The 23,584-nt window shown below is 54.7% G+C and carries 22 protein-coding genes; 2 read left to right on the forward strand and 20 right to left on the reverse strand.

Annotated features, from left to right (window positions below; translation table 11 throughout):
* Nucleotides 1-116 precede the first annotated feature (116 nt).
* The 16 genes from moaA to M0R70_09100 form a co-directional block, all read right to left on the reverse strand.
* Nucleotides 117-1,151 (reverse strand): GTP 3',8-cyclase MoaA, encoded by a 1,035-nt coding sequence (gene moaA / locus M0R70_09025; protein MCK9419504.1) that lies wholly within the window; start codon nucleotides 1,149-1,151, stop codon nucleotides 117-119.
* Nucleotides 1,148-2,404, reverse strand: a complete 1,257-nt coding sequence (locus M0R70_09030) for a molybdopterin-binding protein (GenBank protein ID MCK9419505.1) — start codon at nucleotides 2,402-2,404, stop codon at nucleotides 1,148-1,150. Before M0R70_09030 ends, moaA begins: the two co-directional genes overlap by 4 nt.
* Nucleotides 2,397-2,762, reverse strand: coding sequence for a winged helix-turn-helix domain-containing protein (locus M0R70_09035; protein ID MCK9419506.1), 366 nt, complete (start codon nucleotides 2,760-2,762; stop codon nucleotides 2,397-2,399). Before M0R70_09035 ends, M0R70_09030 begins: the two co-directional genes overlap by 8 nt.
* Nucleotides 2,746-3,390, reverse strand: a complete 645-nt coding sequence (locus M0R70_09040; protein MCK9419507.1) for an FmdE family protein — start codon at nucleotides 3,388-3,390, stop codon at nucleotides 2,746-2,748. Before M0R70_09040 ends, M0R70_09035 begins: the two co-directional genes overlap by 17 nt.
* On the reverse strand, nucleotides 3,390-3,920 hold the full coding sequence (locus M0R70_09045; protein MCK9419508.1) for a gamma-glutamyl-gamma-aminobutyrate hydrolase family protein: 531 nt from the start codon (nucleotides 3,918-3,920) through the stop codon (nucleotides 3,390-3,392). Before M0R70_09045 ends, M0R70_09040 begins: the two co-directional genes overlap by 1 nt.
* On the reverse strand, nucleotides 3,907-4,083 hold the full coding sequence (locus tag M0R70_09050; protein ID MCK9419509.1) for a hypothetical protein: 177 nt from the start codon (nucleotides 4,081-4,083) through the stop codon (nucleotides 3,907-3,909). Before M0R70_09050 ends, M0R70_09045 begins: the two co-directional genes overlap by 14 nt.
* Nucleotides 4,084-4,088: 5 nt before the next feature.
* Nucleotides 4,089-5,522: a c-type cytochrome gene (locus M0R70_09055; GenBank protein MCK9419510.1), complete on the reverse strand. Its 1,434-nt coding sequence runs from the start codon at nucleotides 5,520-5,522 to the stop codon at nucleotides 4,089-4,091.
* Between the two features lie 65 nt (nucleotides 5,523-5,587).
* Nucleotides 5,588-6,301 carry a molecular chaperone TorD family protein gene (locus M0R70_09060; protein MCK9419511.1) on the reverse strand — a complete coding sequence of 238 codons (714 nt, stop codon included), beginning with the start codon at nucleotides 6,299-6,301 and terminating at the stop codon, nucleotides 5,588-5,590.
* Entirely contained in the window at nucleotides 6,298-7,170 is an 873-nt protein-coding gene (locus M0R70_09065) for an ethylbenzene dehydrogenase-related protein (protein ID MCK9419512.1), read from the reverse strand. Before M0R70_09065 ends, M0R70_09060 begins: the two co-directional genes overlap by 4 nt.
* Nucleotides 7,171-7,188: 18 nt before the next feature.
* On the reverse strand, nucleotides 7,189-8,316 hold the full coding sequence (locus tag M0R70_09070) for a dehydrogenase (protein MCK9419513.1): 1,128 nt from the start codon (nucleotides 8,314-8,316) through the stop codon (nucleotides 7,189-7,191).
* 20 nt (nucleotides 8,317-8,336) lie between these two features.
* Nucleotides 8,337-11,825, reverse strand: coding sequence for a molybdopterin-dependent oxidoreductase (locus M0R70_09075; protein ID MCK9419514.1), 3,489 nt, complete (start codon nucleotides 11,823-11,825; stop codon nucleotides 8,337-8,339).
* A 158-nt stretch (nucleotides 11,826-11,983) separates the two neighbouring features.
* A complete protein-coding gene (locus M0R70_09080) occupies nucleotides 11,984-13,540 on the reverse strand; it encodes a cytochrome b N-terminal domain-containing protein (protein ID MCK9419515.1) in 1,557 nt (518 codons plus the stop codon).
* A gap of 14 nt (nucleotides 13,541-13,554) precedes the next feature.
* A complete protein-coding gene (locus tag M0R70_09085) occupies nucleotides 13,555-14,031 on the reverse strand; it encodes a Rieske 2Fe-2S domain-containing protein (GenBank protein MCK9419516.1) in 477 nt (158 codons plus the stop codon).
* Nucleotides 14,024-15,847, reverse strand: a complete 1,824-nt coding sequence (locus M0R70_09090) for an FAD-dependent oxidoreductase (protein MCK9419517.1) — start codon at nucleotides 15,845-15,847, stop codon at nucleotides 14,024-14,026. The genes M0R70_09085 and M0R70_09090 overlap by 8 nt, the downstream gene beginning before the upstream one ends.
* 550 nt (nucleotides 15,848-16,397) lie before the next feature.
* Complete coding sequence (locus M0R70_09095; GenBank protein ID MCK9419518.1) at nucleotides 16,398-16,556, reverse strand: hypothetical protein; 159 nt, start codon at nucleotides 16,554-16,556, stop codon at nucleotides 16,398-16,400.
* Nucleotides 16,529-17,143, reverse strand: coding sequence for a molybdenum cofactor guanylyltransferase (locus M0R70_09100; GenBank protein ID MCK9419519.1), 615 nt, complete (start codon nucleotides 17,141-17,143; stop codon nucleotides 16,529-16,531). Before M0R70_09100 ends, M0R70_09095 begins: the two co-directional genes overlap by 28 nt.
* Nucleotides 17,144-17,645: 502 nt before the next feature.
* Between M0R70_09100 and M0R70_09105 the strand changes: the two genes are divergently transcribed.
* Together M0R70_09105 and M0R70_09110 are read left to right on the forward strand one after the other, a co-directional pair.
* Complete coding sequence (locus tag M0R70_09105) at nucleotides 17,646-18,851, forward strand: hypothetical protein (protein ID MCK9419520.1); 1,206 nt, start codon at nucleotides 17,646-17,648, stop codon at nucleotides 18,849-18,851.
* A gap of 58 nt (nucleotides 18,852-18,909) precedes the next feature.
* Nucleotides 18,910-19,482 carry a rhodanese-like domain-containing protein gene (locus M0R70_09110; protein MCK9419521.1) on the forward strand — a complete coding sequence of 191 codons (573 nt, stop codon included), beginning with the start codon at nucleotides 18,910-18,912 and terminating at the stop codon, nucleotides 19,480-19,482.
* Nucleotides 19,483-19,849: 367 nt separating this feature from the next.
* Here the strand turns inward: M0R70_09110 and M0R70_09115 are convergent, their stop codons facing one another.
* The 4 genes from M0R70_09115 to M0R70_09130 all read right to left on the reverse strand — a co-directional run bounded on the left by M0R70_09115 (nucleotide 19,850) and on the right by M0R70_09130 (nucleotide 23,435).
* Entirely contained in the window at nucleotides 19,850-21,058 is a 1,209-nt protein-coding gene (locus tag M0R70_09115) for an ABC transporter permease (protein MCK9419522.1), read from the reverse strand.
* Nucleotides 21,055-21,732 (reverse strand): ABC transporter ATP-binding protein, encoded by a 678-nt coding sequence (locus M0R70_09120; protein MCK9419523.1) that lies wholly within the window; start codon nucleotides 21,730-21,732, stop codon nucleotides 21,055-21,057. The genes M0R70_09115 and M0R70_09120 overlap by 4 nt, the downstream gene beginning before the upstream one ends.
* 107 nt (nucleotides 21,733-21,839) lie before the next feature.
* Nucleotides 21,840-22,937 carry an efflux RND transporter periplasmic adaptor subunit gene (locus M0R70_09125; GenBank protein ID MCK9419524.1) on the reverse strand — a complete coding sequence of 366 codons (1,098 nt, stop codon included), beginning with the start codon at nucleotides 22,935-22,937 and terminating at the stop codon, nucleotides 21,840-21,842.
* Nucleotides 22,938-22,985: 48 nt separating this feature from the next.
* Nucleotides 22,986-23,435, reverse strand: coding sequence for an SRPBCC domain-containing protein (locus M0R70_09130; GenBank protein ID MCK9419525.1), 450 nt, complete (start codon nucleotides 23,433-23,435; stop codon nucleotides 22,986-22,988).
* Nucleotides 23,436-23,584: the final 149 nt, after the last annotated feature.

Raw genomic sequence — 23,584 nt, forward strand, 5'->3', positions numbered from 1 at the left:
CCTGCGCGCCGGGTACACGCCGAAGAACACGCCCACGGCCGCCGAGAACGTGAACGCCATGATGATGGACCAGGCCGCGCCTTCATCATCGAAGTGCGTAATTTATTTATCATCCATTATCCTCCAATCTGGGACATGGGAGATAATGCAGGATGGAGAGAAGAACCCTCTTGGAGAGTATGGCGTGCGGGTTTGGATAAGACAGCGCCCCGATATAGATTTTCCAGCTCATCGTCGGATGCGCCGTTCCTGAGCGAAGTTTTAATGTCTACTGATATTTCGGAAAACAGACAGGGTCTCAGTCTCCCAATTGCCGTGAGCCGTAGCCTGTTGCAGGAACCGCAAAAGCAGTCGCTGATAGGGCTGATGAAACCGATCATACCTTGTGCGTCCTCTATGCGGTAGTTTCGTGACGGCCCACCACCCTTGAACGGCAGCTTAACAAGTTTTCCCACTGAAGTCACACGCTCCCTGATCTCTTCCTTGCTCAGATAGGCATCGGGTTTCCATCTTTCACGGTTGCCAATAGGCATAAACTCGATAAACCGGATATGAACGTCCTTATGCAAAGTAAGGGCTGCAAACCCGGCAAGTTCATCATCATTGACGCCCCGCACCGGGACCACATTGATCTTCACCGGCGAGAGCCCGGTCCGTTCCGCTTCCGCTATAGCTTCCCATACTCGATCAATCTCGCCTCCCCTCGTTATCTTTCGGTATCGCTCCGCGATTAGGGTGTCGAGGCTGATATTCACCCGGTCGAGACCGGCCTTTTTCAGCTTCTGCGCCATGCCTGCCAGGCGTTGTCCGTTCGTGGTTATACTGAGATCTTTTATCCCGACGCTCTTGATCCCTGAGATAAGCTGGAAAATATCATTACGCAGAAGCGGCTCGCCTCCGGTCAGGCGGACCTTTCTGACGCCGTATTTGCCTGCAATGCGCACGATCCTGATGATCTCATCGCTGGTGAGAATTTCAGATTGGCCGAATTGTTTGAGTCCATTTTCCGGCATGCAATAGAAGCACTTCAAATTGCATCTGTCAGTGATGGAGATCCTGAGATAGTCTATCCGACGGTTGAACGAATCAGTGAGCACAGCTGCCCGCTCCGCGAACGGCAAATCCTTCTGTTTTGAATCCAGAGAAGTCATCCCAGCTTGCCAAAAGGACAGACCGGATACCTGCAAACGTCGCACTTCATACAGAGTCCACCATGGCCCAGCTCAGCCACCTCTTTTCGTCCTATCCGTTCACCAGCAAGTACCCGGGGAAGGACCAGATCGAAGATCGTGGTCGTTGCATACATGCCACAGGCGGGGATCCCCAAAATCGGAATCAATTTGGAGTTTTGAGTTCGGAGTTCGGAGTGAAACCATCCCGCTCCTTTATCCTCTCCCCCCAGGGGAGAGGGTGGGGTGAGGGGGGATTCCGCATTCTCAAGATAAGCAACCAAAAACATCGCTCCCAGCAAAACCGCTGAACCGTAGGTAATATCAATGGCGCCCAGCTCACGGATCGCGAACCGCGTTACGTCATCGGGGTCCACGGACATGCCGCCCGTGGTGATGAGCAGGTCAGCCCCGGCATTTAACAATTCCCGAAGCCTGTCCACAATGAATGCCTTATCGTCCGGCGCATAGTAGACGCCCACAAGCTCCCCGCCGATCTCCTCTATCTTCTTCGTAATGACCGGCGCAAAGGCGTCTTTGATTCTGCCGTGGTATACTTCGTTCCCGGTGATCACGACGCCGACCTTCGGTTTGCGCAGTTCTTTTACTTCGATGACGCCGGTCAGACGCGGAGACGGAGTAATGGGGTGACGCCGGGAAATCGGCGTCAGCTTCATTTTCTCCCTGTCCCCGTGTCGTCCTGTCCCCCTGTCCTGCCGTGCAGACTCCGCTATCCTTACCGCCTCCTCCACCACCACTTTCTTCACCACCAGCGGGATCGCCCTCGTTCCTGCGAGAGTCTGTCCTTTTTTAACGATTGTATTGTCATGAAGAGTTGCACACATAATCTCTCCAAGCATGTTGAATTTCAAAAGCGCATCACGATCTATTTTAAGAAGTCCATCACGCTCCGCAATGATGTTTATTTTTCCTTCCTTTGGTTCGCCCTTGATCGCGACCCCTTCGCCCATGAGCGCCTTGGCAATCGCGTACGCGGCATCGTTCTCGTGCATCTCGTCATCGGCGACCTGAAGCACGAATAGATGTTCCTTGCCGAGCCGCTGAAGGTGACAAACGTCCTCTTCGCGGATGACGTGGCCTTTCTTGAAGGCGCGTCCTTTAAATTCACCCGGCCTGATCTCGGTAATATCATGGGCAAGGACCGTGCCGATGGCCTGCTGAACGGGTATCGATTTTGTTCCTGGTCCTTGCTGATCATGAATGGTGTCACACATGGGCGCCTCCCTTGAATATTTTTCTGAACCGTTTATCGACGAGCTCTTGTATGCCTTTTTCCAGTGCCTCGTAATTCTTCAGAAACTTCCGCGCCTCAGCCGTCAAAACAGCGCCTCCGCCGTTCTTTCCCCCGGTTTGCCTGTCGATAAGCTTCACGCCGAGCCGCTCTTCCATGGCCTTGATATGGCCCCACGCCTTGCGAAAGGAGATATCAACTTCCTGCGCCGCCCGATTGATCGAACCGTAGGCGTCTATTGCTTCAAGGAGAAAACGCCTGCCGCGGCCAAACACAGGCTCACCGCCGACTTCAATCCAGATCTTTGATCTGATATCCAGGTCGTTATGGTTTTTTTGCATAACGCACCGCCACGAAGGGTTCTATTTCTTCATAGTAGCCGCCCCTGGCGCAGGCAACACACAGGACGTTGCCGTCCTGATAGCTTTCTCGCATGTCCTGGACGTGCTCGCCGCAGGAGTCACATTTCACTCTGCGCATCGGTCGTCCCGGCATGTCCTCTTGACGCAGCTTAACGGTAACTTCCATCACGTCAAAAAGATCCTCATCGGACATGACCTTATAAGCCTCAAGCTGTCCGGCATATTTATTCTCGATCTCCGGGTAACATGCCTTTGCTTTCTCCCGGGAATCCTCACGGGCAAATATCCGCACTGCCTTGTTTGTTTTGAGGTTGAGAAACGTCACCGCCATCTTGCCGTAATCCATAAACTTCATGGTCCGTCGCCCGAGGCTGCATCCCGTGACCGACTGGACCGCGTCCGTGGCGCACCGGTCCATTTCAACGAAAACGATGATGTTCTTCCGGTCTTTGCCCTTCGGGTCGCTGATGCCTATTTCGCGCAGTCCGAGCATGGACATCCTCACCCCAAGCACCTGTCCCGCGCACAGGTGACCGTGCACTTTTACAGACCCGGCCAGCAACTCCTCGAATAGTGATGCACATTGCGTCTGATGCTTCATCCGCATTACCTTTCTCCTTCATCGAAGAAGGACCGGTAAAACCGCTCAGCCCGTTCACGGTACTTCGGATAGATCCTCTTCGAATCAGCATCAACAGCCGCCCGGTCTATTCCGTTCTCATGGGCAAACCATTTCCGCACAATCTCGGGAGTGACCTCTATATGGAACTGAAGAGCATATACCCTCCGGGAGTACCGGAATGCCTGATTCGGAAATATCTCCGACGACGCCATGCACTCAGCGCCCTGCGGCAGATCAAAAGTATCTCCGTGCCACTGAAACACCTGCGCCATGTTCTTCCTGTCCACGGCAAGCGCCGCTACGCACGGATCGTCCATTCCTTCGGCGGTCAGCGAAACATCGTACCAGCCTATCTCCTTCATGCCCCCCGGAAACACTTTGGCGCCAAGCACGTGCGCCAGCATCTGCGCTCCGAGGCAGACGCCGAGCACCGGCCGGTCCAGCCTGATCGCCTTCTCGATCAGCGCTGCTTCCTGTGAGAGGAACGGATGGAGCTGCATCTCATATACCGCCATGGCCCCCCCCCATAATGACCACATGGCTGTAACGGTCCACGTCCGGCGCTGGATCTCCGCGGTGCAGCTCCACGATATCATACGGGATCGACCGTTGTTCTAAATGATCTTCGATCGTACCCGGTCCCTCTGCCGCATCATTCTTGATGAAAAGTACCTTCATAGCGTCTAACGCTCCTTTGACAATGTCCTGACATACGTCACGATGTCGGTAATGTCCTGATCACTGAGACCGACGCCCTTTTTACCGAACGCGGCCATATGGGTCCCGGCCCTTCCGTCACGGATGGTGATCGCCAGAAAATCAGGTTCCGCGTCCTTCTGGACCACGGGGTTCCGGAGGTTCAGCCCGACCCCGCCCTGCCCCCTGGCCCCATGGCAGCTGATGCAACGGACATTGTACAGTTCCCGGCCATGCGCGACATCGCCCTTGTACCCTGCAGAGCGGAACGGTTCCGGCCGCTCTCCAAGCCTGCTTCTCGTTATGTAGGCGACGAGGGTATCGACTTCCCGGTCCGTCAATCCGGCTGCCGCGGTTTTCCACGCTGTCATCTGCGTACCGGCCCTTCCTTCTTCAATGACCTTCTTGAGATAGGGGTTGCTGGCCGCCTTCAGAAAGGCCGGGTTCATGATGGCGGGGATGGTCCTCTTAAAGACCTCGTCGTTCACGCTCTCCTTTCCTGTCGTATGGCAGGAGATGCAGTACATATTGTACAGGGTCTCACCGTCGTCCACCCGATCTCCTGCTGCTGCCGGAGACTCCCTGATGCGGCGATATTTTTTCGGCATCTCGCCGCTTCGCAGGGACAGGATATAGGTGGTCAAGAGATCGGATTCCTGGTCCGTGAAATCGGACTTCATCTCGCTCCCGAGCACCAGGTTCCTGGGATCGTCGAAATGCTGTTTCATCCAGGAGTAGACGGTCTTCTCTCCTTTTACGGAAGGCATGGCCATGGGCGAGGTCATGGGAAAATAGGCTATGGGTTGCGAACCGACGCCGTCGAGGGCCTTGCCGAGCACGCCGCCGATGTTGTCGAGCTTGTGACATCCCTTGCAACCCTTTTCCCTGAATATCTTCTCACCCTTGACGAGTTTTTCCCCGCCCCGGTCCTTCAACATGCCGAGATCATGGCAGGATGCGCAAGCACTCTGAATATACTCCAGAGGGATGATGGGATGGTCCCAGTGCATCGCGTGCCCGAGGCCGTGGGCCTCCTTTTTGTTCGTGGCCCTGCCCTGGCCGTAATGGCATATGGTGCATCCGAAGCGGTCCGGTGGATGGTTCTTCAAATAGTCGCCGCTGTGCTGCGCAAGCGGCTCCGCAGCGCCCGCCATAAGAGGAATTTCAACGCCGATATGGCAACTGGTGCACCGGTCGACAACGCCGAGGCCGCCAAGATAGATCTGCTGCAGCTCAACGGTCATGGCCCGCGCCTTGTCCCTGGTCTCAGGATCCTGTGCGTTCTTCGCCAGGGATTCCTGGAAGGCAAGCTGATAGTGTTTCCACTCAGGCGTAGCCTCCCGGTACGCGGCAAGCGCCGAGTAGAGAACAAATATCACCGCAGAGAAAAATAATAGCCACAAATAAAACCGGTTGCGCATAGGATCCCTCTTTACCCCGTTCGAGAACGTTTCCTCCCACGGGATTTACGTGCGTGGGTTTATATTCAAATACCGCCTGCGGGCAATTGCTGATCGCAATTGAGTTCCTCTTCTATCACGCCGCCTGGAGCATCTCGGTTGATTTCCTTTTCATATCCTGCAACAGCTAATCCGTGGATCTCACATTCCGCGGAGAGAACAGCGTGAAGGAACTTCCCGAGATTCTTATAGTAGTCCTCGCACTCAATTCCCCTGATACGGCTGCTGAAGAAAAAACCCCACCGTGCAAGATGCTCATGCAAAAAATTTTTCTGAGCTTCCCGGACGATCGACAGGTGTTCATCCTGATGGTTTTCCCCGGCATAGAGCTCTTTGTATGCGAGCAGCGCCATGAATTCAAGTTCCACGGCAACATGGTCGACCGGCTCCCGGTGTTCCGCCCCATCGCTTACATCATAACCGAAGGCCTGGTAAAAACCGGCGATATCGGCGAGTTCGAAGGGTTTCCTCGATATCTTCTCCTGCAAATACTCCGTCTCATACGGAGAAATCAGTCTTCCCATATCGAAGATGCGCAGGTGCTCGGATTCCATGTCCCTGACCCTGTGCCTGTTCGCGAGAAAGGATGACTTGAAAGCCTTCATCATCGAAGATACATCCCCCTCAGGCAGGTCGCCGCACGCGGACAGTAGGTCTTCGATTTGTATCCAATTTCCCTCTTGCGGATACGCAAACCCGAGCGACAGGGTTTTATAGAGATAGATCGTTCCTATCGTCATGGTTCGACCTTTACCTCGGCCCATGCCGGGCTGACGGACTTTCTCCCTGCAGACTCTTTTCGGCCGCCTTCCCATACGGCAAACGCCACGGGCATTTTTTCTCCCGGCTTAAACTGCACGCTGCCGTGGTCCCCGACCGTCAACGGCCTCCTGAATACCATGATCCACTCTCCCTTATTCCACTCAGCGTCACCCGACGTGTTCTCGATATTCGTCGACTTCAGGGTCCCGCTGCCTTCCGCGAACAGCTCCTCGACGATCTCTTTATGAGGAACAGAAAGAGGGTTTCCCGCAGCCTTACCCGGAATGAAGATGTCCTTCTCGGCCTGCGTTTTCTCGGTCCCCGTTCCCTTTACAGGATAATCGAACTGATAAATGTCCACGGTCATGTTCGGATAAGCTGTCTTGACGGTCTGGAATCCTTTTTTCAGGTCCGCGCTCCTCCAGGCCTTCCAGTGAAGTATGTGCACCGGTTTCCCGGGCTCTCCCATAAAATACTCGGGAAGCGGGTCTTTTTTGACCGGAAACTGGAGGGCAACACCGTCCGAAAAATTCATGATCTTCGGATCGTCATTTTTAGTCAGGTCTTTCCATACCAGCCTGAAAGCGATGTATTTTCCGTCATGGACCGACTGGACCTGGATCTCCTTCACCCCCACATCCAAGGGCTTCGGGTCTACGAGAAACTGCCTTTGGAGCGGCTGATTATACGGAGCGGCCGTTCTCCACACAGTGTCGTTCAGTCCGACTTTGCCCACATCGACCGTTACGCGCACGGAGCTGAATTCAACGAACTTCTTGTCCCCGGCAGAGGCCGAAGCTGCAACAAGGGCTATGCCGAAGAAGAGAAATAATGTTTTTCTGATCATGGAAACCTCACTCTCCTGTTACGGCGTATTGTGCCGATAGACGTGGATTTTTTTGTCATAGTACTCCCTGATATACATGGGTTCCGTCAGGGGCACATTTACCACTTCATTCCCCTTTTCGTCATAACCGTAGGCATGGTCCGCATCCACTTTGAACGAATCCAGTCGTTTCTCCATGCTGCCGAACAGCACCAGCAATCCCTTCAGCGTCTGGTCGTCCTTGATGGCTTTATAGGCCGCGATCGCCTGGCCTGCGCCCGGGCCGAACATCTGCTCCAGATAAGGCAGGGGCGCGTGGATCGGCGGAATATAATAGGTGTTCGGTTCCGTGCCGAATTGCGGGTAGAGCGGGAGCGCCAGCTTTCTCTCATGCACGAGATAATCGATGGGGTTATCCTTCCGCGACTGTTCGGGTGTGCTGACAAATCCAGCGAGCCTGATCTTGCCGATGCAGTTCGTCACGCACTGCGGCATGTCGCCCTGTTCGACCTTGGGATAGCAGCCGATGCATTTCTCGCTGATCCTCGTTTCGACATTGAACATCGATTTTTTGTAGGGACAGGCGCGGACGCATTCGCGGTACCCGCGACAGCGTGACTGGTCGATCAGCACGATGCCGTCTTCTTCCCGCTTGTAGATGGCTTTCCTCGGGCACGCCGAGAGGCAGGCGGGATACGTGCAGTGCGCGCAGGTCCTCGGGAGGTAGTACATCCATATCCGGTGGGGCATCGTGATCCAGTCCCCCTGGTTGACCGTGGCGGCAACCTCGTCCTCGCCGATGTTCGGGTGCGCCCAATCGTCATCCTCGGCAAGATATTGGAGGATCTTCTCATCCTTCTCCGCCGCCTCAAAAAGGGTCTTGCCCGCATATTTGTCGCCGATCCATTCCTGGAACCCGAGCTTTGCGAGGATCCCACGGTCCCATCCCATGGGATAGCCGCCGTAGGGCTTGGTCTCCACATTGTTCCAGAACATGTACTCCTGCCCTTTTCCCGACGTCCAGGTGGTCTTGCACGCAACGGAGCAGGTCTGGCACGAGATGCACTTGTTCAGATCGAAGATCATGGCCCACTGTTTCTTCGGCCGGTGCTGGGGGTACAGGTACGCTGCGTTCCTTCCCAACTGCCAGTTATATACTTTTCTCATTTGCATTCGCTGATATCTCCTTATGCTTTTTTGCTCTTTATGTATCCACCCTGGATAAAGGCCTTCATGGCATCATCCTCGTGGGTGGGCCGTATGTTTTTGGTCACGGGTTGCCACGGGCCTTTGCCGCCGATGCCGCCGTTCTCGGCCTTCGTGATCTTCGCGAAACCTTCCCGGGGCGCGCCGTTTGCGCAATGGATGTCCGGTGCAAACCCCTTGCCCATCTTCTGGCCAAAGGCGTCCTTGCGGACAAGCGAGTCCGTCAGGAGCGTCGGTCTGAGCCATGCCCGGGTGCCGCTCTGGTGGCTGCCGTAGCGGAACATGGCCTGATAGTTGGTCTCGGGGTTCTTGGCGAGCCCATCAGGCCGCGTCTCGTGTCCCTTGACGCTTCCGAGGGTTGCCCCAAACATGTTGTACCACATGCGCGTCACGCCGCGGGGCGTGCCCCAGTAATACCGGGCGCGGCACAGAAGGCGTGCCGTCTTGTGCTCCTCGGTCCCGGCCTTGGCGTTCCGATAGGGTCTGTCCGAAGGGTCATTGTCGATATGGACATAATCGCCGTCCTCAATGCCCAGTTCCTTTGCATCGAGGGGATTCATGTCCACGTACCCTTCGGTCACGAAGGGCATGCGCTTGTCGCGGCGGTACACATCGCCAAAAGGTCCGAACCACACAGCCACCATATCGGTATCCCCCGCCGTCGTATGCGTGCAGTGGCGGTACTTCGGCGTATGGAAGATGAACTTGAAGCCCTTGGAAATGAGCGGGTGCTTCGTCTTCATAACCTCCTCGGAAGAATACTGGATGTTTCTCACCTGGCGCGATTCCGTTGAAAGGTCTTTTGAAGAGAATCCCCAGTCCTCGGGCCGCTTCGGCCGGATCGCAGGATGCCTGCCGACGATCACATTGGGCTCATGGAACGTTGAATCGATGGGTTCCCGGTAGACCGGGATATTTTCGCCGTGTTCGATCCATTCCGTTTCGAAGCGATAGAACTCCATTCTGCCTGACTTGGTGTACCACAACTTGTCTTCGTGCACCTGTTCCCAGCTCCCGAGCCGGGGGTAGGTCCTGTTGTTCATCAGGGCGGGAATGCCGTCCTTTGCCTTTGTCTCCAGGTCCGGAAACTTGAACCCCGCCAGGCCCTGAGAACCGTCGAAGATCCTCTGGGCATAGACGCTGACCTTGTCCTCATGCACAAACTTCCAGTAATCATCGAAGCGCCTGTCCCTGGTCAGCTTCCCGAGGGCGCCGGCGAGCCCGGCGAGTATCTCGATGTCGGGCTTGGTATCGAAGACCCTCGGCAGCGGGGTCCGGGGATGCACCTGTACAAAGGAGTTAGTGCAGGAAGCGCTGAAATCAGGCTGCTTGAATTCGGCGGCAAAATCGCAGCCGTAGACGATGTCAGCATACTCGCACGAACCGTTCCACCAGTATTCGGCCACGGCGATCATCTCGATCTTCGGCAGGGTGTTGTTCACCACGTCGTAATGCCACTTCGCGTTCCCGAGCAGCGAGTTCGAGTTTGCGAACATCATTAACTTGGTCGGCGTGTTCAGATGACCTTTCCCGCTGAACAAATGACCGCCGACTCGGAGAGGACGGTCCCCGTAGTTATAAAAATGAGCTGACTCATACACGGTATAATATTTTTTATGCGCGGGTTTTGCGGGATCAAGCTCTATGTTGAAGGGGTCCTCCGCCACATACGCCCCGACGCCGTTCAACAACGCCACCTTGTAGTTGCCCGCGAAGCTCCCCACATTGCCTCCGGGAAAACCGAGGTTGCGGGTCATGGCCGCCACGAACAGCACGGCGCGGTCCTTCAGGTCGGCATTGAAATACTGGTTGGAGCCCATGCCGCAGGCAAAGAGGGTCCCCTCGGGACGGGACGCGATGTCCCGGGCGAGCGAGATGATCGCCTCCTTCGGCGCCCAGGTGATCTTCGAGGTCTGCTCCGGCGTAAAGCTTTCGTCGATATACTGTTTCATGAGGTCGAACACCGGCCGCACCTTCACCGTCTTGCCCTTGAGCGTGGTTACCTCAAAGGTCCCCTCAAGCGCCGGGTCGATGCCGAACTTCTTGCCGAAGTCCTCCCGGCTGACGGAGGCGGGCTTCCTCGTCTGCGCGTCCCAGACCACGCAGTCGCTCCATTCAGCTGCCATCTCTTCCGTCACGATCTGTTTGTCATGTTCAAGAACATGGCTGATGAAGGGATCGTTCTTTTTCATCACGACCGTGTCCTTGGTCAGCGCTTTCTTTTGATACCCCGGGATCACGTCCTCGGGCCGCAGCATATCAAGGGTGTCCATTCGCACGAGGAAGGGCAAATCGGAATACTTCTTGATATGATTCGCATCGTACAGCTTTTCCTTGATGATGACATGCGCGACGCCAAGCATGAGCGCCGGGTCCGTACCGGGACGGATCACGATGATCTCGTCGGAGCGGCAGCCGGTCGCGGGATATTCCACGGACACGTTCACGACCTTCGTCCCTTTGAGACGCGCCTCGGTCAGCCAGTGGCTATCGGGCATCTTCGTCGTGATCCAGTTCATGCCGAGTAAGAGTACCATCTGTGCGTGCTCGACGCTGTTCAGATCGAACTCGTTGGTCTGCATGCCGAGCACCATGGGATGTCCGGGTGGGAGGTCGGTGTGCCAGGTGTAGCTGTCCCAGCCCCTGCCGCCGAGCGATTTCTCGGGGCCCGTACCGCGGATCTTGTCGTCTAAAAGCGCCAGCATATTGCAGAAGCGATAATAGCCGAAGATCCTCGTTGCACCGAGCAGCGACATGCCGCCCCTGATCTTCAGTACCTGGGTCCCCGCCTTTTTCATGGGATCGAGCATGGCGGGGTCGTACCCCTGCCGGGTGAGACGGTCGAAACCCTTGTCACCGGAGTACGTCTCGGCAATGTTGTTCAAGGCCGCGGCGCTCATCGTGAAGGCCTCGTCCCAGGTGATCTTCAGCCATTTGTCCTGTCCGCGCTTGTCGAAATATTCCTTCGGCGGACTGCCGGTCTGAGAATCCCTCGGCATTCCCTTGTCGACCCAGTCCTTGAAACCCTTGCGCACCATCGCGCCTTTTATACGCCGGTCTCCGTAGAGGCGGCGGGCAAGGCCCAGCCCTTTCTGGCAGGCGCGCGGGTCCCACCGATGGGACGCGCCGTTGCCGTACAGATCCTTGGCCTCGCCGTACCGGTACGAGGGGCTGATGCGGGTGACCACCCCGTTTTTCACGTGCGCCTTCAGCAGACAGTTGTGCGTGTCGTTCGGCGAGCAGAGAAAGTGAAAGTGGCTGTCCTCTTTATAGATATTCCGGTAGACGGCTTCCCAGTTCCTGTCCGGATAGAATTCAAGGGGGTTGTCTGATTTCGGTTTCAAAAAGGTGAACAGCTTGGTATCGCATCCTGAAAGCAGGATCCCCGCCCCGGTGCCGGCGGCAATCGTCAGGAACTTTCGCCGGGAAAGACCATCGGTACTTTGATCATCATCTTTTTTATTATTCATAAAGACACCTCTTAAGTACAAATTTCAAATCACAAATCACAAAAAAACAAATAAGCTCCAAGCTCCAAAATTCAAATTTCCAAACGTGTGGTATTTAACGATTGGTGCTTTGAATTAATTTGTAATTTGGTGCCTGATATTTGATGCTTGTTTCTCGTCTAATGCACCGGCCACTGGCTCTTCGACCAGAAGAAGCCCCAGTTCGGTCCTCGAAGCTCCGTCCCCACATAGGTGAGAATTATGTAGCTGACCAGAAACATCGTGAACAGGGCGATAGCGCCCATCCTCGTGGAGCCTGTTTTCCTGATTATGAGGAGCGACCAGGCGATCATGAACCCGACCCAGATGGTGCCCGGGTTAACGAGGGTGATGAGCAGCTGCGGCACATTCGGCCACCAGTTCCTGAGCCACCCGAAGTTGATCACGAACGCCAGGAGCGCGATGAGCACGCTGGCCCCCGCGACGAGGGCCCGCAGCGCCACGGCCTTGCCCTCCTTCCCCGAAAACCAGATGCCCACATGAGCCTGTTCCCGGTCCAGGTATGGGATGAGGCCCAGTCCCAGGAGCGCAAGACTCGGCAGGCCGACGCCGCCCATGAACGCGGAGTAGGACAGCAGCTCCTGAAGCCCGAGGAAATACCAGGGCGCCTTTGCCGGATTTTCGGGGATGAGGGGGTTGGCAAGTTCCTTGAGCGGCGCATCCATATAAAATGAATAAACGATTACAGCGGCAAGGCAGAGGAAGAAGACAGCGGCTTCGGCAAGCAGGAGATTCGGCCAGCTCAACACGGTATTCTCGATATCCTTGTCAACGGCGGGCGTTCTGCCTTTTGCCAGCTCCATGAGGCCGTAGGTTTTGTTCGTGCTGAAGATGCCGCCTTTTTTCTGCGGCAGCGTCAGCCTTTCCGCGGCACCGGCCGTGGTCAGGAAGTTTTCCGGCTTCGTGAGTCCGCCGTCCTTCCGGATCCTCCAAAAATGCGCGCCGAGAACGAGGAACAGGATGAGCGGCAAGAGCATGATATGAAAAAGATAGATACGATTGAGCGATTCCTTGCCCGGGGCCAGTCCGCCAAGAAGCAGTTCCTTTGAAAATCCGCCGATGTCGGCGAACTGTGTGATGCCGAGGGAGTCGGTGATCTCTTGCGGCGAATTGATAATGTTCGAAGTTATGACGAGGGCCCAGTAGGACAGCTGGTCCCAGGGCAACATGTAGCCGGTGAGGTTGATCCCAAAGGTGATGACCAGGAGCACGATGCCGATCAGCCAGTTGAACTCCCTTCCGTTCTTGTATGAACCGGTATAGAAGACCCTCGCCATGTGGAACAAAACGAACAGGATCATTCCTTCGCCGGCCCACTTGTGCATGTTTCTGACCAGCTTGCCGGAGAAGACGACATAGGTGATGTCTTTTACCGAATTGTAGGCATTTTCGATCGAGGGATTGAAATAGATCATGAGCAGGACACCCGACAGCACGGTGATCAGGAGCAGAAAGAACGATGCCAGTCCCAGGCCCAGCGTGTATGCCGGCCTGAGCGTATTGACGTGCGTCTTGACCCCCTGCACGTGGAGGAAGAAATTATTGAACATGACCGCCGAGCGCGACCGGTCGGACGTTGGCCTGCCGCTTCTGAGAAACGAACCAATGACAGCCTGTTTCAGTTCTTTCAGGTTTTCCTTCATGCGGTCCATTCCGGAACGGTTCAACTCGCTCATCCGTCGTCTCCCTGTTACGCGATCAATTTTAACGTTGTTCCCGCTGGCACAGCGCTCGCCGTGTCAACCATCAGACTCCCGTCCATGCTCCGGCTGATCTCGAGCCAGGCAAGGTTCCGGGGAGCGGGGCCGCCGATGACCTTGCCGTTTTCATCATACTGTGAACCGTGGCAGGGGCACTGAAAACCGGTCTCCGAAACGGACACGATGCACCCGAGGTGGGTGCAGACGCTCGATATGGCGTGAAGCCCTTCATCAGTGGAGAATATAAATACGCCCTTTTCATCGAGCTTCTTTACCGTGCCCACGGGAAAGTTCTCCGCCTTGCCGATCTTGAACTTTGTCGCCTCTTCGTAACGGACATTGGGCTTTGACATCCTGAACATACCTCCGAAGAGTGCCAGTGCCGAGAGAACGACCATGCCGAATGAGGCCGTGCTGAGGAAGTCCCGCCGTGTTACGCCTTCTTTTTCCTGTGTCCCGCTATTCACTCGTCAACACCTCCTTAAAGGTAAATCGCTCCATGGTAATGGCTTCCACCGGACACCGCGCGGCGCAGAGGCCGCACCGGATGCACCGGTCCTCATCTTTAATGATCGCCGAGCCCGTGCCCGCGGGATCGCTTCCATACCGGTTGCGGTACAATGCCGCCAGGGTCTCATCGCCTTTTATGCTCTCGATACTGACGAGCCGCAGACAGTACTCGGGGCATACATCGGCACAGCCTCCGCACAGGATGCACCGGTCTCCGTCGAAGATCGTATTCACGGCGCAATTCAGGCATCTGCCGCCCTGCTCACCGGCCATGTCTTTCGCGAACCCCTTTTCGACGACGGTCCCGCCCTTCAGCCGGTCCTCGGCAATCTCCGCGGGCACCTGCCGCCTTCTCACCTTCTCATAATCCACCGGATGCCACACCTGATTGCCCGGAAGAGCCTCATGCTCTTCAGTTGTACGGATGCTCAGGCGAATTCCGCTGATATACTCGTGCATGAGGAGTGCGACCTTCTTGCCGCTGGCCACCGCGTCGATAACGAGCTTCGGTCCGTACGCGAGGTCTCCTGCCACGAACAGACCGGGAACCGATGTGGTGCTGTTGTCGGGACCGACCTTGATCGCTCCCCGCTCGGTCATGTGCACATCAAGCCCGCACTGTTCAAGGAATGACAGGTCATATGCCTGACCCACGGAAAAAATGATCGTGTTTGCGGGAAGAGTCATGGTATCCGATTCGTCGTACCGGGGATTGAATTTCCCTTCACTGTCGAATACGGAGATGACCTTTTTGAAAAGCATCGATCGCACGGCCGCCCACTCATCCAGATTGATCCGGTCCGGCCCGAAGCTGTTGAAACGCTCGATACCTTCCTCGGCGCCTTCTTCGATCTCGATCCTGTCGGCAAGCATGTGTTCGAAGTCTTCAAGGCATACCAGCGAGACCGACTTCACTCCCTGCTGCCGGATCGCCGTCCTTGCCACGTCATAGGCCACGTTGCCGCCTCCGACAACCACGACCTTCGGCCCGATTATTACCTCATTGCCGACGGAAACATCACGCAAAAAATCAGCGCCGCCCAGGACCCCTTTGCCTTTCGAGCCTTCGACAGGAATGATCCGTGCTTTCTTTGCGCCTACAGAGAGGAGCACCGCTGCGGACTCATCGTAGAGTTTTTTCAGCGATACGTCCTTGCCTATCCGGACCCCAAGCATGATCTCCACGCCAAGGGCCTTTATCGCATCGATCTCGGCCTGAAGGATATCCCGGGGAAGCCGGTACGCCGGAATACCGACTGCGCACATCCCTCCCGCGACCTTTTCCATTTCGTAGATGATCGGCGAATACCCCATAAGTGCCAGTTCATGCGCGCAGGCAAGACCGGCCGGTCCCGCGCCAACGATAGAGACGGGTTTGTCCTTCTTGCGCGCGGACTGCAGTATGCCTGATATCCCGCTGCCCGCCTTCCTGATCTTCTCTATGATATTCGCTGCAAATCTGTTTTTGTCTTGTTGTATTTCCACGCCATATCGTTCAGTAACGAAGCGCTTGAGCGCTCGTATGGAGACAGCCTCGTCGATCCATCCCCTGCGGCAGGCCAACTCGCAGGGCGCGGCGCATACCCTTCCACAAATGGATGCCAGTGGATTCGGCATCCGGGCTATCCAGTAGGCCTTCTCATAATTACCCGCCGCAATTGCCTGCACGTATCCGCGTGAATCAGTATTCACCGGACAACCCGTCTGGCACTTGATATTCTGTTTCCAATAACGATAATCAGGAATGACCACATGAAATGACGGCTTTGACATGTAAATACCCCGGCCTGCTGAATTAAGGTATAAGCAAGCAACGCGATTATATCATAAGCAACAGCAGGCTCTCCTATGATGTACGTCATAGAAATGCAATTTGTAGTTAATGCAAAGCTGCAATATTAGGTTGGATGAAGAACAAGTGTCTGTTCAACAGCTGTAAAATAAAGATATGAAGTGCTCGACTATGGTTTTTGAAAGGTTTCTAACGCAAGGAAGTTTTAGAGATGATAATAGTTAGTTTATACCGAGAAAAGCCCGTCTGCAATACATACTAAGTATTAATTTATATGGTCCGATCGCAATTCAGGCCATTACGGTATTCGGTAGCATGTTCAGATATCAACGGGCTGTTGCCCAAATCACTTTACGACGAAAATGTCATTCTGAGCGCAGCGAAGAATCTCGCATTTCCAGAAACGTGCGATCCTTCACGGAGTTTACCCTGAACGAGAGATTCTTCAGTCGCTTCGCTCCTTCAGAATGACAAAGTGAAGGGTTCAGAGTGACAAATTTGGGTTTGGGCAACAGCCCGTCAATGAAGGAGCTACTCGTACCGCAGCGCCTGGATGGGGTCCTGCAGCGCGGCCCTGCGCGCCGGGTACACGCCGAAGAACACGCCCACGGCCGCCGAGAACGTGAACGCCATGATGATTATTACGATTACCAGGATGACGATCAGCTCCGGCATTCCAAGGCCAAACATGTTGCCTCCTTGTAATCCTCTGGCGTATTCAGATTTTTAAACGACCGTCTTGCAGGATCATAGCGATCGATCTCCGCATCGCTTACATATCTCACTCGCGCATCTCCGAAGATACCCTGGATCTGCCGGGCGTCCTCCTGAAGCCGCTGCTCGATGATCGGCAACAGCCTTTTCGAGTATATCGCATGGAGCGGTTCCACACGCCCAGCGATCGTCGGTACGACAATGTCATGTCCATCGGCAAGACCGGCCATATAAGCGATCAAGTCGGGATTTAAAAAAGGCATGTCGCAAGCCGCCACAAAATTATATTCATCCGTTGATTTGAGCAAGCCCGAATAAATGCCCGTAAGCGGACCCCGCTTTTCAACGGCATCGGTGACGACGACAGCCTCGTATGAAGCATAAGCCGAAGGATTATTGGTCACGATGATGGTCCGCGGAAAAATGCCGCGAAGCGTCCTCAGAACATGCTCGATCAGAGGGATCCCGTCAAGTATGAGAAATGCCTTGTCCCTGCCCATCCGGCGGCTCTCCCCGCCTGCCAGTACGATACCGGTCATGGGTAAAATTACAGCATTTACCATGAGGTGTCAACTAAGAACTTGAAATGCATTCGCTGGTTTGCCGTTATTCTGGTCTCGCAATGCATCAACAAAATAGGACCATCAAGGATCAATTAACCAGTCGTTCACAGGCGCATGGAAACTCAAACTATAACTTTACATTGACATCGACCCTGTTTACTTTTAAAGTGAACTTATGAAATTGCAAGCATTACTTGTTTTTCTGGTTCTCACCTTCGGTATTTCTGATCCACTATCCTTGCTCCTGGACTATCATAAAGAACGTCCACCGCCTGTCTAATCAGTAGCATGAAACCACACGGACTGAGCCTTCTTCCGGACAAAAGCGCATATGCTCCTGGCCGTGTTTTTCATCCCGGTTCCTCCGAGTGACCATCGATAATCATCGTTGCATTTGGTGATGGTTATTTTTCAGCAACATCAATTGACCAATTTAGGGAGGCCGCCAATGTTATTCCATAGACATATGATAACACCACTTTACGTCATGTTGATGATGCTTATGATGATACCATCCGTTGCTAAAGCGGATGACTTTGTGGATGCGATAAAGGCTGAGAGGGACAAAACGCGTGCTTTCCTTGTGGAACTCGGGGCAACAAAAGATGAGGCAGCTAAAATAGTTCCAAAAGATGAGGATTGTGCAGCATGCCATCTTGACCATTTCAAGGAGTGGGCCAAGGACGCACCGCACTATCAGGGAATATCCTTTGCCAGGGTCGCCTACAACCATTTTGTCCGGGACATGAAGGCGAATGGGCTGAAAACCGATCAGAAGGTCATGGCCTCCTGCGACCGCTGTCATGCCCCCACCCTTCATCGATACGGGTCTGCGAAACTCTATGAAGCGATCACAAATGTTATCGGCGAAGATACGGAAGATGCAAAGGTGAAGGGGAATGAAAAAATCACCGCCCTGAAGTCCATCGGCGTGGGCTGCATTGAATGCCACACGGCCCAGATGACAGGCAGCCAGGACGGACCCCGTCATGGCACCAAGAAAGACGCAAAATCGCCCCATAAAACTAAGTATGCCCCGGAAATGGCAAAAAGCGAGTTCTGCGGCAAATGTCATGCTATGAACCCAAAGGATACCGAAGCAATCAGGAGCGCCAAGATCGGAAAGACTCAACTTATATGGTGCGCGCTCAATTATGACGACTGGAAGCTCGGTGGTTCAAAACAACAGTGCCAGGAATGCCACATGGAAAAAACAGGCAACCGGCATATTCACTCTTTCCCGGGGGCGAATAACACCGAATTCCTGAAAAAGGCAGTCGATATTTCCGTTTCGGGAATGATGCTGGGCAATGATGTCGCTGGAGTAAGGGTCTCTGTGCATAATAACGCCGGACATATCCTGCCGGAAGGCTGCATCCTCGGAGCGGATATCGTGCTGGCTCTCACGGTGAAAGATGACACCGGGAAAACAGTACTTTCCACGGAGCGGACCTGGTATTCCCAGTCAAAAGGCTTCCTCCCCTTCGTATTCTCGCCTGAATTGAAAGAGGTGCCGAGAACGCCGGCGGTCTGGACAGTCGACGACTATATCCGCTCCAGTGCCCTCCAAATCGGCGACAATATCGTTGACACCAGCTTTTTAGTCCCAACAGGAACGAAAAAACTGACTGTAGACGCCGATATGGGCTACCGTCAAAAAGGAAAGACGGTCCCGATGATGAAGGTCACCAAAGAAATAACGCTGTAAGTAAAAACGAGGGGGACACGGTCCCCCTCGTTCATTCCAATAAAAAGAGAGAACCTGTATGAAAATAAAGCGGCATTTCGCACTCCTGAGCTTATGTGCGATACTCATGATGTTTGTCGTCCTCTCACATCTTATGGCAAACAGCGGGCAGGAAGAGGTCTTGTCCGCTCTCGAAAATACCTTTGACATGATACCAGAAGACGGTCATATTATTTCTGCCGAGACCCTTTACAACAGAATGAAGTCAGGCAAACAGGATTTTGTGATTGTTGATACCCGTCCGCACATTGAAGATTTTGAGACAGGCCATATTCCGGGCGCTCTCTTTATCCCTTGGCGCGATATCGTCAAAGCAGACAGTCTGAAGAAACTCCCCAAGGGCAAGGACATTATTCTCTATTGCAGCACAGGACACCTGGAGAACCAGGCACTCACCGCTCTGCGGACACTCGGCTACAAGGCATACGCCTTGCGATGGGGTATGATGTCCTGGGCGGAGACAAGACATACCGACCAGGCCCTAGAACAGATAAACAAGGCAAAAAAGTCCGGCTATCCTGTTGAAAAAGGTATGAACGCCAAAATCAGGGAAGAGTATAAAATAAGAATGCAGCAGCATATGGGTTGTTAAATAACGACGAACATTCCTTCTCTGGCTTTCATGAAGACAGCGTAGTACTCAAAACCGTCGACCAATACCAGCCTCATTGACGACCCCGCATACACTGGCAGCGAGAGTCTCTGGTTTTCACCGGGCATACAGATCCTTCCTATTAAGAACGGCACGGTCTATCTTACGTATCAATTGCCGGTCGGGGAGAAGGTGAATGGTGTACAACTGGTTTCCATTACCAGTATCTCGTGGGGATCTCGTACAATTCTTGATGAGAGCGGAGTATCTGGTGATCAATCGTTCCCCTCCCTCGTTATGGGAGGGGAAAATCGGGAGGGTGAAGCATCCGGCATTCCTGTGGTAAGCTCTGTTTACTCTGAATGAACTACTCATACCGCAGTGCCTGGATGGGGTCCTGCAGCGCGGCCCTGCGCGCCGGGTACACGCCGAAGAACACGCCCACGGCCGCCGAGAACGTGAACGCCATGATAATGGACCAGGCCGAGACGCTCGTGGGAAGGACGGTCACGAACAAGGGTATGAGCAGGGCAATACCGACCCCCAGCAGAATGCCGATCACCCCGCCAGCGCCGGAGAGCGTTATCGCCTCGATCATAAACTGGGCCATGATGTCCCTGTTCCGGGCGCCCAGGGCCTTCCGGATGCCGATCTCGCGCGTGCGTTCCCGCACCGACACCAGCATGATGTTCATGATCCCGATGCCGCCCACGACAAGCGAGATGCCCGCGATGCCGCCGAGTACCGCCGTGAGCACGCCGAGGATCGTGTTCATCGTTTCCAGCATGGCCCCCTGGGTCTGAATGGTGAAATCCTCCTTGTGAGCATGCCGCTTGATCAGGATCTCCCTGATCTGGGCGATCGTACGTTCAACATCTTCGGACCGCGGCGTTGACGCGATGATCTCAAAGAGCGAGTCGGTATCAAAGAGCTCCTGTCCGCTGGTGACCGGAACATACACGATATCGTCGATGTCCATGCCGAGACTGGTCCCCTTCTTGAGCATCACGCCGACCACGCGGTAGCGCGCATCCGAAAGCGTCACCACCTTGCCGAGCGGGTTTTCCGCGCCGAACAGCTCTTCCTTGACCTTCGTGCCGAGCACAATGATCTTGGCCTTTGAATCAACATCGCCCTGGGAGATGTAGTTTCCGGTGTCCACAAAAAGATTCCTAACCCGCTGAAACTCGGGTGTGGTCCCGATCACCATGGTGTCCCGGCCCATATTCCGGTACTTGATCTTTCCGGTGCCGAACACGAGCGGCACCGCATCGGTCAGAAGCCACGCGCGCCGCCTGAGCGCGAGCGAATCGTCATACGTCAGTTTGCGCACCGTGCCCGCCGACGGAGGATGAAACCCTCCGCGCGTGGACGTTTTTCCCGGAGTGATGATCAGAAGATTCGTACCGAGGCCGGTCAGTTCTTTCGTGATATACACCTGCGCCCCCTCGCCGATGGAAACGAGCAGGATCACTGCCATGACGCCGATGATCACCCCGAGCATGGTGAGCCCCGAGCGGACCTTGTTGGAGAGGATCGCCTCGAAGGCGACACGGAATGTCTCTATAAAGTTCATGCCCGCACCTGATCGTTTATGATCTGTCCATCCTTCACGTTGACGATGCGCTTGCAGCGTGCCGCGACATTCTGGTCATGGGTGACGATTATGACCGTGACCCCCTGCTCGTTCAGCCCGGTCAGGAGCTTCAGTATCTCCTCACCGGAGCGGCTGTCGAGATTGCCCGTGGGCTCGTCGGCGAGCAGGAGCGGCGGGTTGTTCACCAGCGCCCGCGCGATGGCCACACGCTGTTGTTGACCTCCCGAGAGCTCGGTCGGTTTGTGCTGTATTCGATCGGCAAGCCCGACCTTTTCGAGCATGGGAACGGCCCGCTCTTTGCGCACGCGCGCAGGGACACCGCTGTAGATAAGCGGCACTTCAACGTTCTTGAGCGCTGAAAATCGGGCGAGGAGATTGAAGGTCTGGAACACGAAGCCGATCTTGACGTTCCTGATCGACGCGAGTTCATCATCGGACATCGCGCTGATCTCCCGGTCCTCGAACCGGTACGAACCGCTCGTGGGACGGTCCAGGCATCCGATGATGTTCATGATCGTGGATTTCCCGGAACCCGACGGCCCCATGATGGCGATGAGTTCCCCTTTTCGTACGCTCAGGGAAACATTGGAAAGCACGGTGAAGTCGACTTCGCCCATGCGGTAGGTTTTGGTTATGTCTTTCAGATTGATCATGATTTTTAAAACAGTTCGGAGTTTTGAGTTCGGTGTTCGGAGTTCAGCGTACGGGATCCAGTGGAAGTTTGTTGCATTACTCCGAACTCCCAACTCCGAACTCTGAACTATTGTTCGATCTTCACTTTCGCCCCGTCCTTCAACCCTTCGGCCTCCGGCGTGGTGATGACGAACTCTCCCGCGACAAGGCCCTTCGTCACCTGCGTGAAGCTCCAATTTGTCTCTCCGATCTCGACCGGCTTGAGCTTTGCAACGGCCTTTTCTCCCGCCTTGATGGCGCTGCCTGTCGCCGTAAACACCTGTTTTTTTCCTTCCCGCTCGATGACCGCCTGAGACGGAACCGAAAGCACAAAGGGGAGGGTGAAAACGAGTATCTCGACATCAGCGGACATTCCGGGTTTGATCTTTTGCTGCTTCTCATTGAAAGTGACCCAAACGTCGGCCGTGCGCGTTTCGAGCTTCCCGCCGCTCACGATCGGGGAGATCCGCTTGATCGTACCCTGATATATCTCTCCCGGGAAAGCGTCGACGGTGATCGTCACCGGTTGTCCCATCTTAAGCCTTCCTACATCAACTTCATCGATCGTGGCAAGAATATAGATCCTGTCAGGATTCACGATCGTGGCGATCTCCTTCCCCGGCAACAGGAGTTCACCCACCTCGGTGGCTTTTTTTGCGACCACGCCGTCAAAAGGCGCCCGTACGATCGAGTACTTGCTTTTCACATCCGCATCGGCGACCGATGACTGGTACTGCGATTTCGCCACGTCATGGGTCCTGCGAACCGCATCAAAATCCTGCTGGGAGATCATGCCCTTGTTGAACAGGTCTTTCGAACGCTTCAGGTTCTTTCCCGCCTCTTCATACGTTGCCTTGCTCTGCGCCAGCGCGTTCCCGGTCTGGACCGACTCTTCCGCCAGATCAAGCCGGGCTATAAGCGTTCCGGCCTTGACAATGTCCCCCTCTTTCACGGGGAGTTCAATTACTCTGCCCGTGCGCTGAGCGGAAAGTGTGACCTCTGTCTCGGATTTCACGGTGGATGTGGTCGTAGCGTTCACGATGACGCGGAGCTCTCCCGGCTTGAGCTCAATGACCTTGATGGATATCGGCTTCTTTCCGCTCATGGCAACGATGATGACAACTACCACCACGAGTACGGAGATCCATACAAGTTTGCTTTTTACTATCCTGGCTATGGTCAACACGGTATCCGTCCTTTTTAATGACAGTTATAATTCTGCTAAAGTTTCAGGTCAGGCCTCATTCTGAGCGTTATACTCAAGACGTTCCTTGATGCCCTTCATAAAACCGCGGGTCAATTCTCCAAGCTTTTCGGCAACGACAATGTCCTGAAGAAATGAAAAGTGGTCGGTCACATGCCCCTCAAGGTGGTAGGTGATCTCCGTTTCATCGTCGGAGACCTTCTTGAACAAAACGAGCCCCGAGGTGACCAGGTGTTCATGCGTCGCGGTCCATGTTATCCGCTCATGATGAACCATATCGGTCGTGTGCGCGTTCATCACGATCGTGCGTGAGAAAGGCCCGAGCGACATCTTGATCGTCCAGATGGAATCCATGTCGTTCAGGATCTCCACACCCTTGCATCCCGGAAAAAGACAGCCGACCTCCTTCCGGTCGATCATAAATGACCAAACGCTTTTGATCGGCAGTTTCACGGTGAATGTTACTTCTCTCTTCGGCATGTTCTCTCCCCTGATTCTGATGGACGATGATGGACGCTGATGGACGATGGATGTCCGTTCGCTTCGCTCACTAGGACGATGGACGATTAAGACTCATCATCTCTCATCTCTCATCCCTCGTCCCTCGTCCGTCGTCCCTCGTCCCTCGT

The sequence above is a fragment of the Nitrospirota bacterium genome, from assembly GCA_023229435.1.
Taxonomy (GTDB): Bacteria; Nitrospirota; UBA9217; order UBA9217; family UBA9217; genus JALNZF01.

What these genes read in the sequence shown, in the direction of transcription:
- moaA (MCK9419504.1), bottom strand. Translation starts at nt 1,151, where the DNA reads ATGACTTCTCTGGATTCAAAACAGAAGGATTTGCCGTTCGCGGAGCGG.
- M0R70_09030 (MCK9419505.1), bottom strand. Translation starts at nt 2,404, where the DNA reads ATGTGTGACACCATTCATGATCAGCAAGGACCAGGAACAAAATCGATA.
- M0R70_09035 (MCK9419506.1), bottom strand. Translation starts at nt 2,762, where the DNA reads ATGCAAAAAAACCATAACGACCTGGATATCAGATCAAAGATCTGGATT.
- M0R70_09040 (MCK9419507.1), bottom strand. Translation starts at nt 3,390, where the DNA reads ATGCGGATGAAGCATCAGACGCAATGTGCATCACTATTCGAGGAGTTG.
- M0R70_09045 (MCK9419508.1), bottom strand. Translation starts at nt 3,920, where the DNA reads ATGGCGGTATATGAGATGCAGCTCCATCCGTTCCTCTCACAGGAAGCA.
- M0R70_09050 (MCK9419509.1), bottom strand. Translation starts at nt 4,083, where the DNA reads ATGAAGGTACTTTTCATCAAGAATGATGCGGCAGAGGGACCGGGTACG.
- M0R70_09055 (MCK9419510.1), bottom strand. Translation starts at nt 5,522, where the DNA reads ATGCGCAACCGGTTTTATTTGTGGCTATTATTTTTCTCTGCGGTGATA.
- M0R70_09060 (MCK9419511.1), bottom strand. Translation starts at nt 6,301, where the DNA reads ATGACGATAGGAACGATCTATCTCTATAAAACCCTGTCGCTCGGGTTT.
- M0R70_09065 (MCK9419512.1), bottom strand. Translation starts at nt 7,170, where the DNA reads ATGATCAGAAAAACATTATTTCTCTTCTTCGGCATAGCCCTTGTTGCA.
- M0R70_09070 (MCK9419513.1), bottom strand. Translation starts at nt 8,316, where the DNA reads ATGAGAAAAGTATATAACTGGCAGTTGGGAAGGAACGCAGCGTACCTG.
- M0R70_09075 (MCK9419514.1), bottom strand. Translation starts at nt 11,825, where the DNA reads ATGAATAATAAAAAAGATGATGATCAAAGTACCGATGGTCTTTCCCGG.
- M0R70_09080 (MCK9419515.1), bottom strand. Translation starts at nt 13,540, where the DNA reads ATGAGCGAGTTGAACCGTTCCGGAATGGACCGCATGAAGGAAAACCTG.
- M0R70_09090 (MCK9419517.1), bottom strand. Translation starts at nt 15,847, where the DNA reads ATGTCAAAGCCGTCATTTCATGTGGTCATTCCTGATTATCGTTATTGG.
- M0R70_09095 (MCK9419518.1), bottom strand. Translation starts at nt 16,556, where the DNA reads ATGTTTGGCCTTGGAATGCCGGAGCTGATCGTCATCCTGGTAATCGTA.
- M0R70_09100 (MCK9419519.1), bottom strand. Translation starts at nt 17,143, where the DNA reads ATGGTAAATGCTGTAATTTTACCCATGACCGGTATCGTACTGGCAGGC.
- M0R70_09105 (MCK9419520.1), top strand. Translation starts at nt 17,646, where the DNA reads ATGATGATACCATCCGTTGCTAAAGCGGATGACTTTGTGGATGCGATA.
- M0R70_09110 (MCK9419521.1), top strand. Translation starts at nt 18,910, where the DNA reads ATGAAAATAAAGCGGCATTTCGCACTCCTGAGCTTATGTGCGATACTC.
- M0R70_09115 (MCK9419522.1), bottom strand. Translation starts at nt 21,058, where the DNA reads ATGAACTTTATAGAGACATTCCGTGTCGCCTTCGAGGCGATCCTCTCC.
- M0R70_09120 (MCK9419523.1), bottom strand. Translation starts at nt 21,732, where the DNA reads ATGATCAATCTGAAAGACATAACCAAAACCTACCGCATGGGCGAAGTC.
- M0R70_09130 (MCK9419525.1), bottom strand. Translation starts at nt 23,435, where the DNA reads ATGCCGAAGAGAGAAGTAACATTCACCGTGAAACTGCCGATCAAAAGC.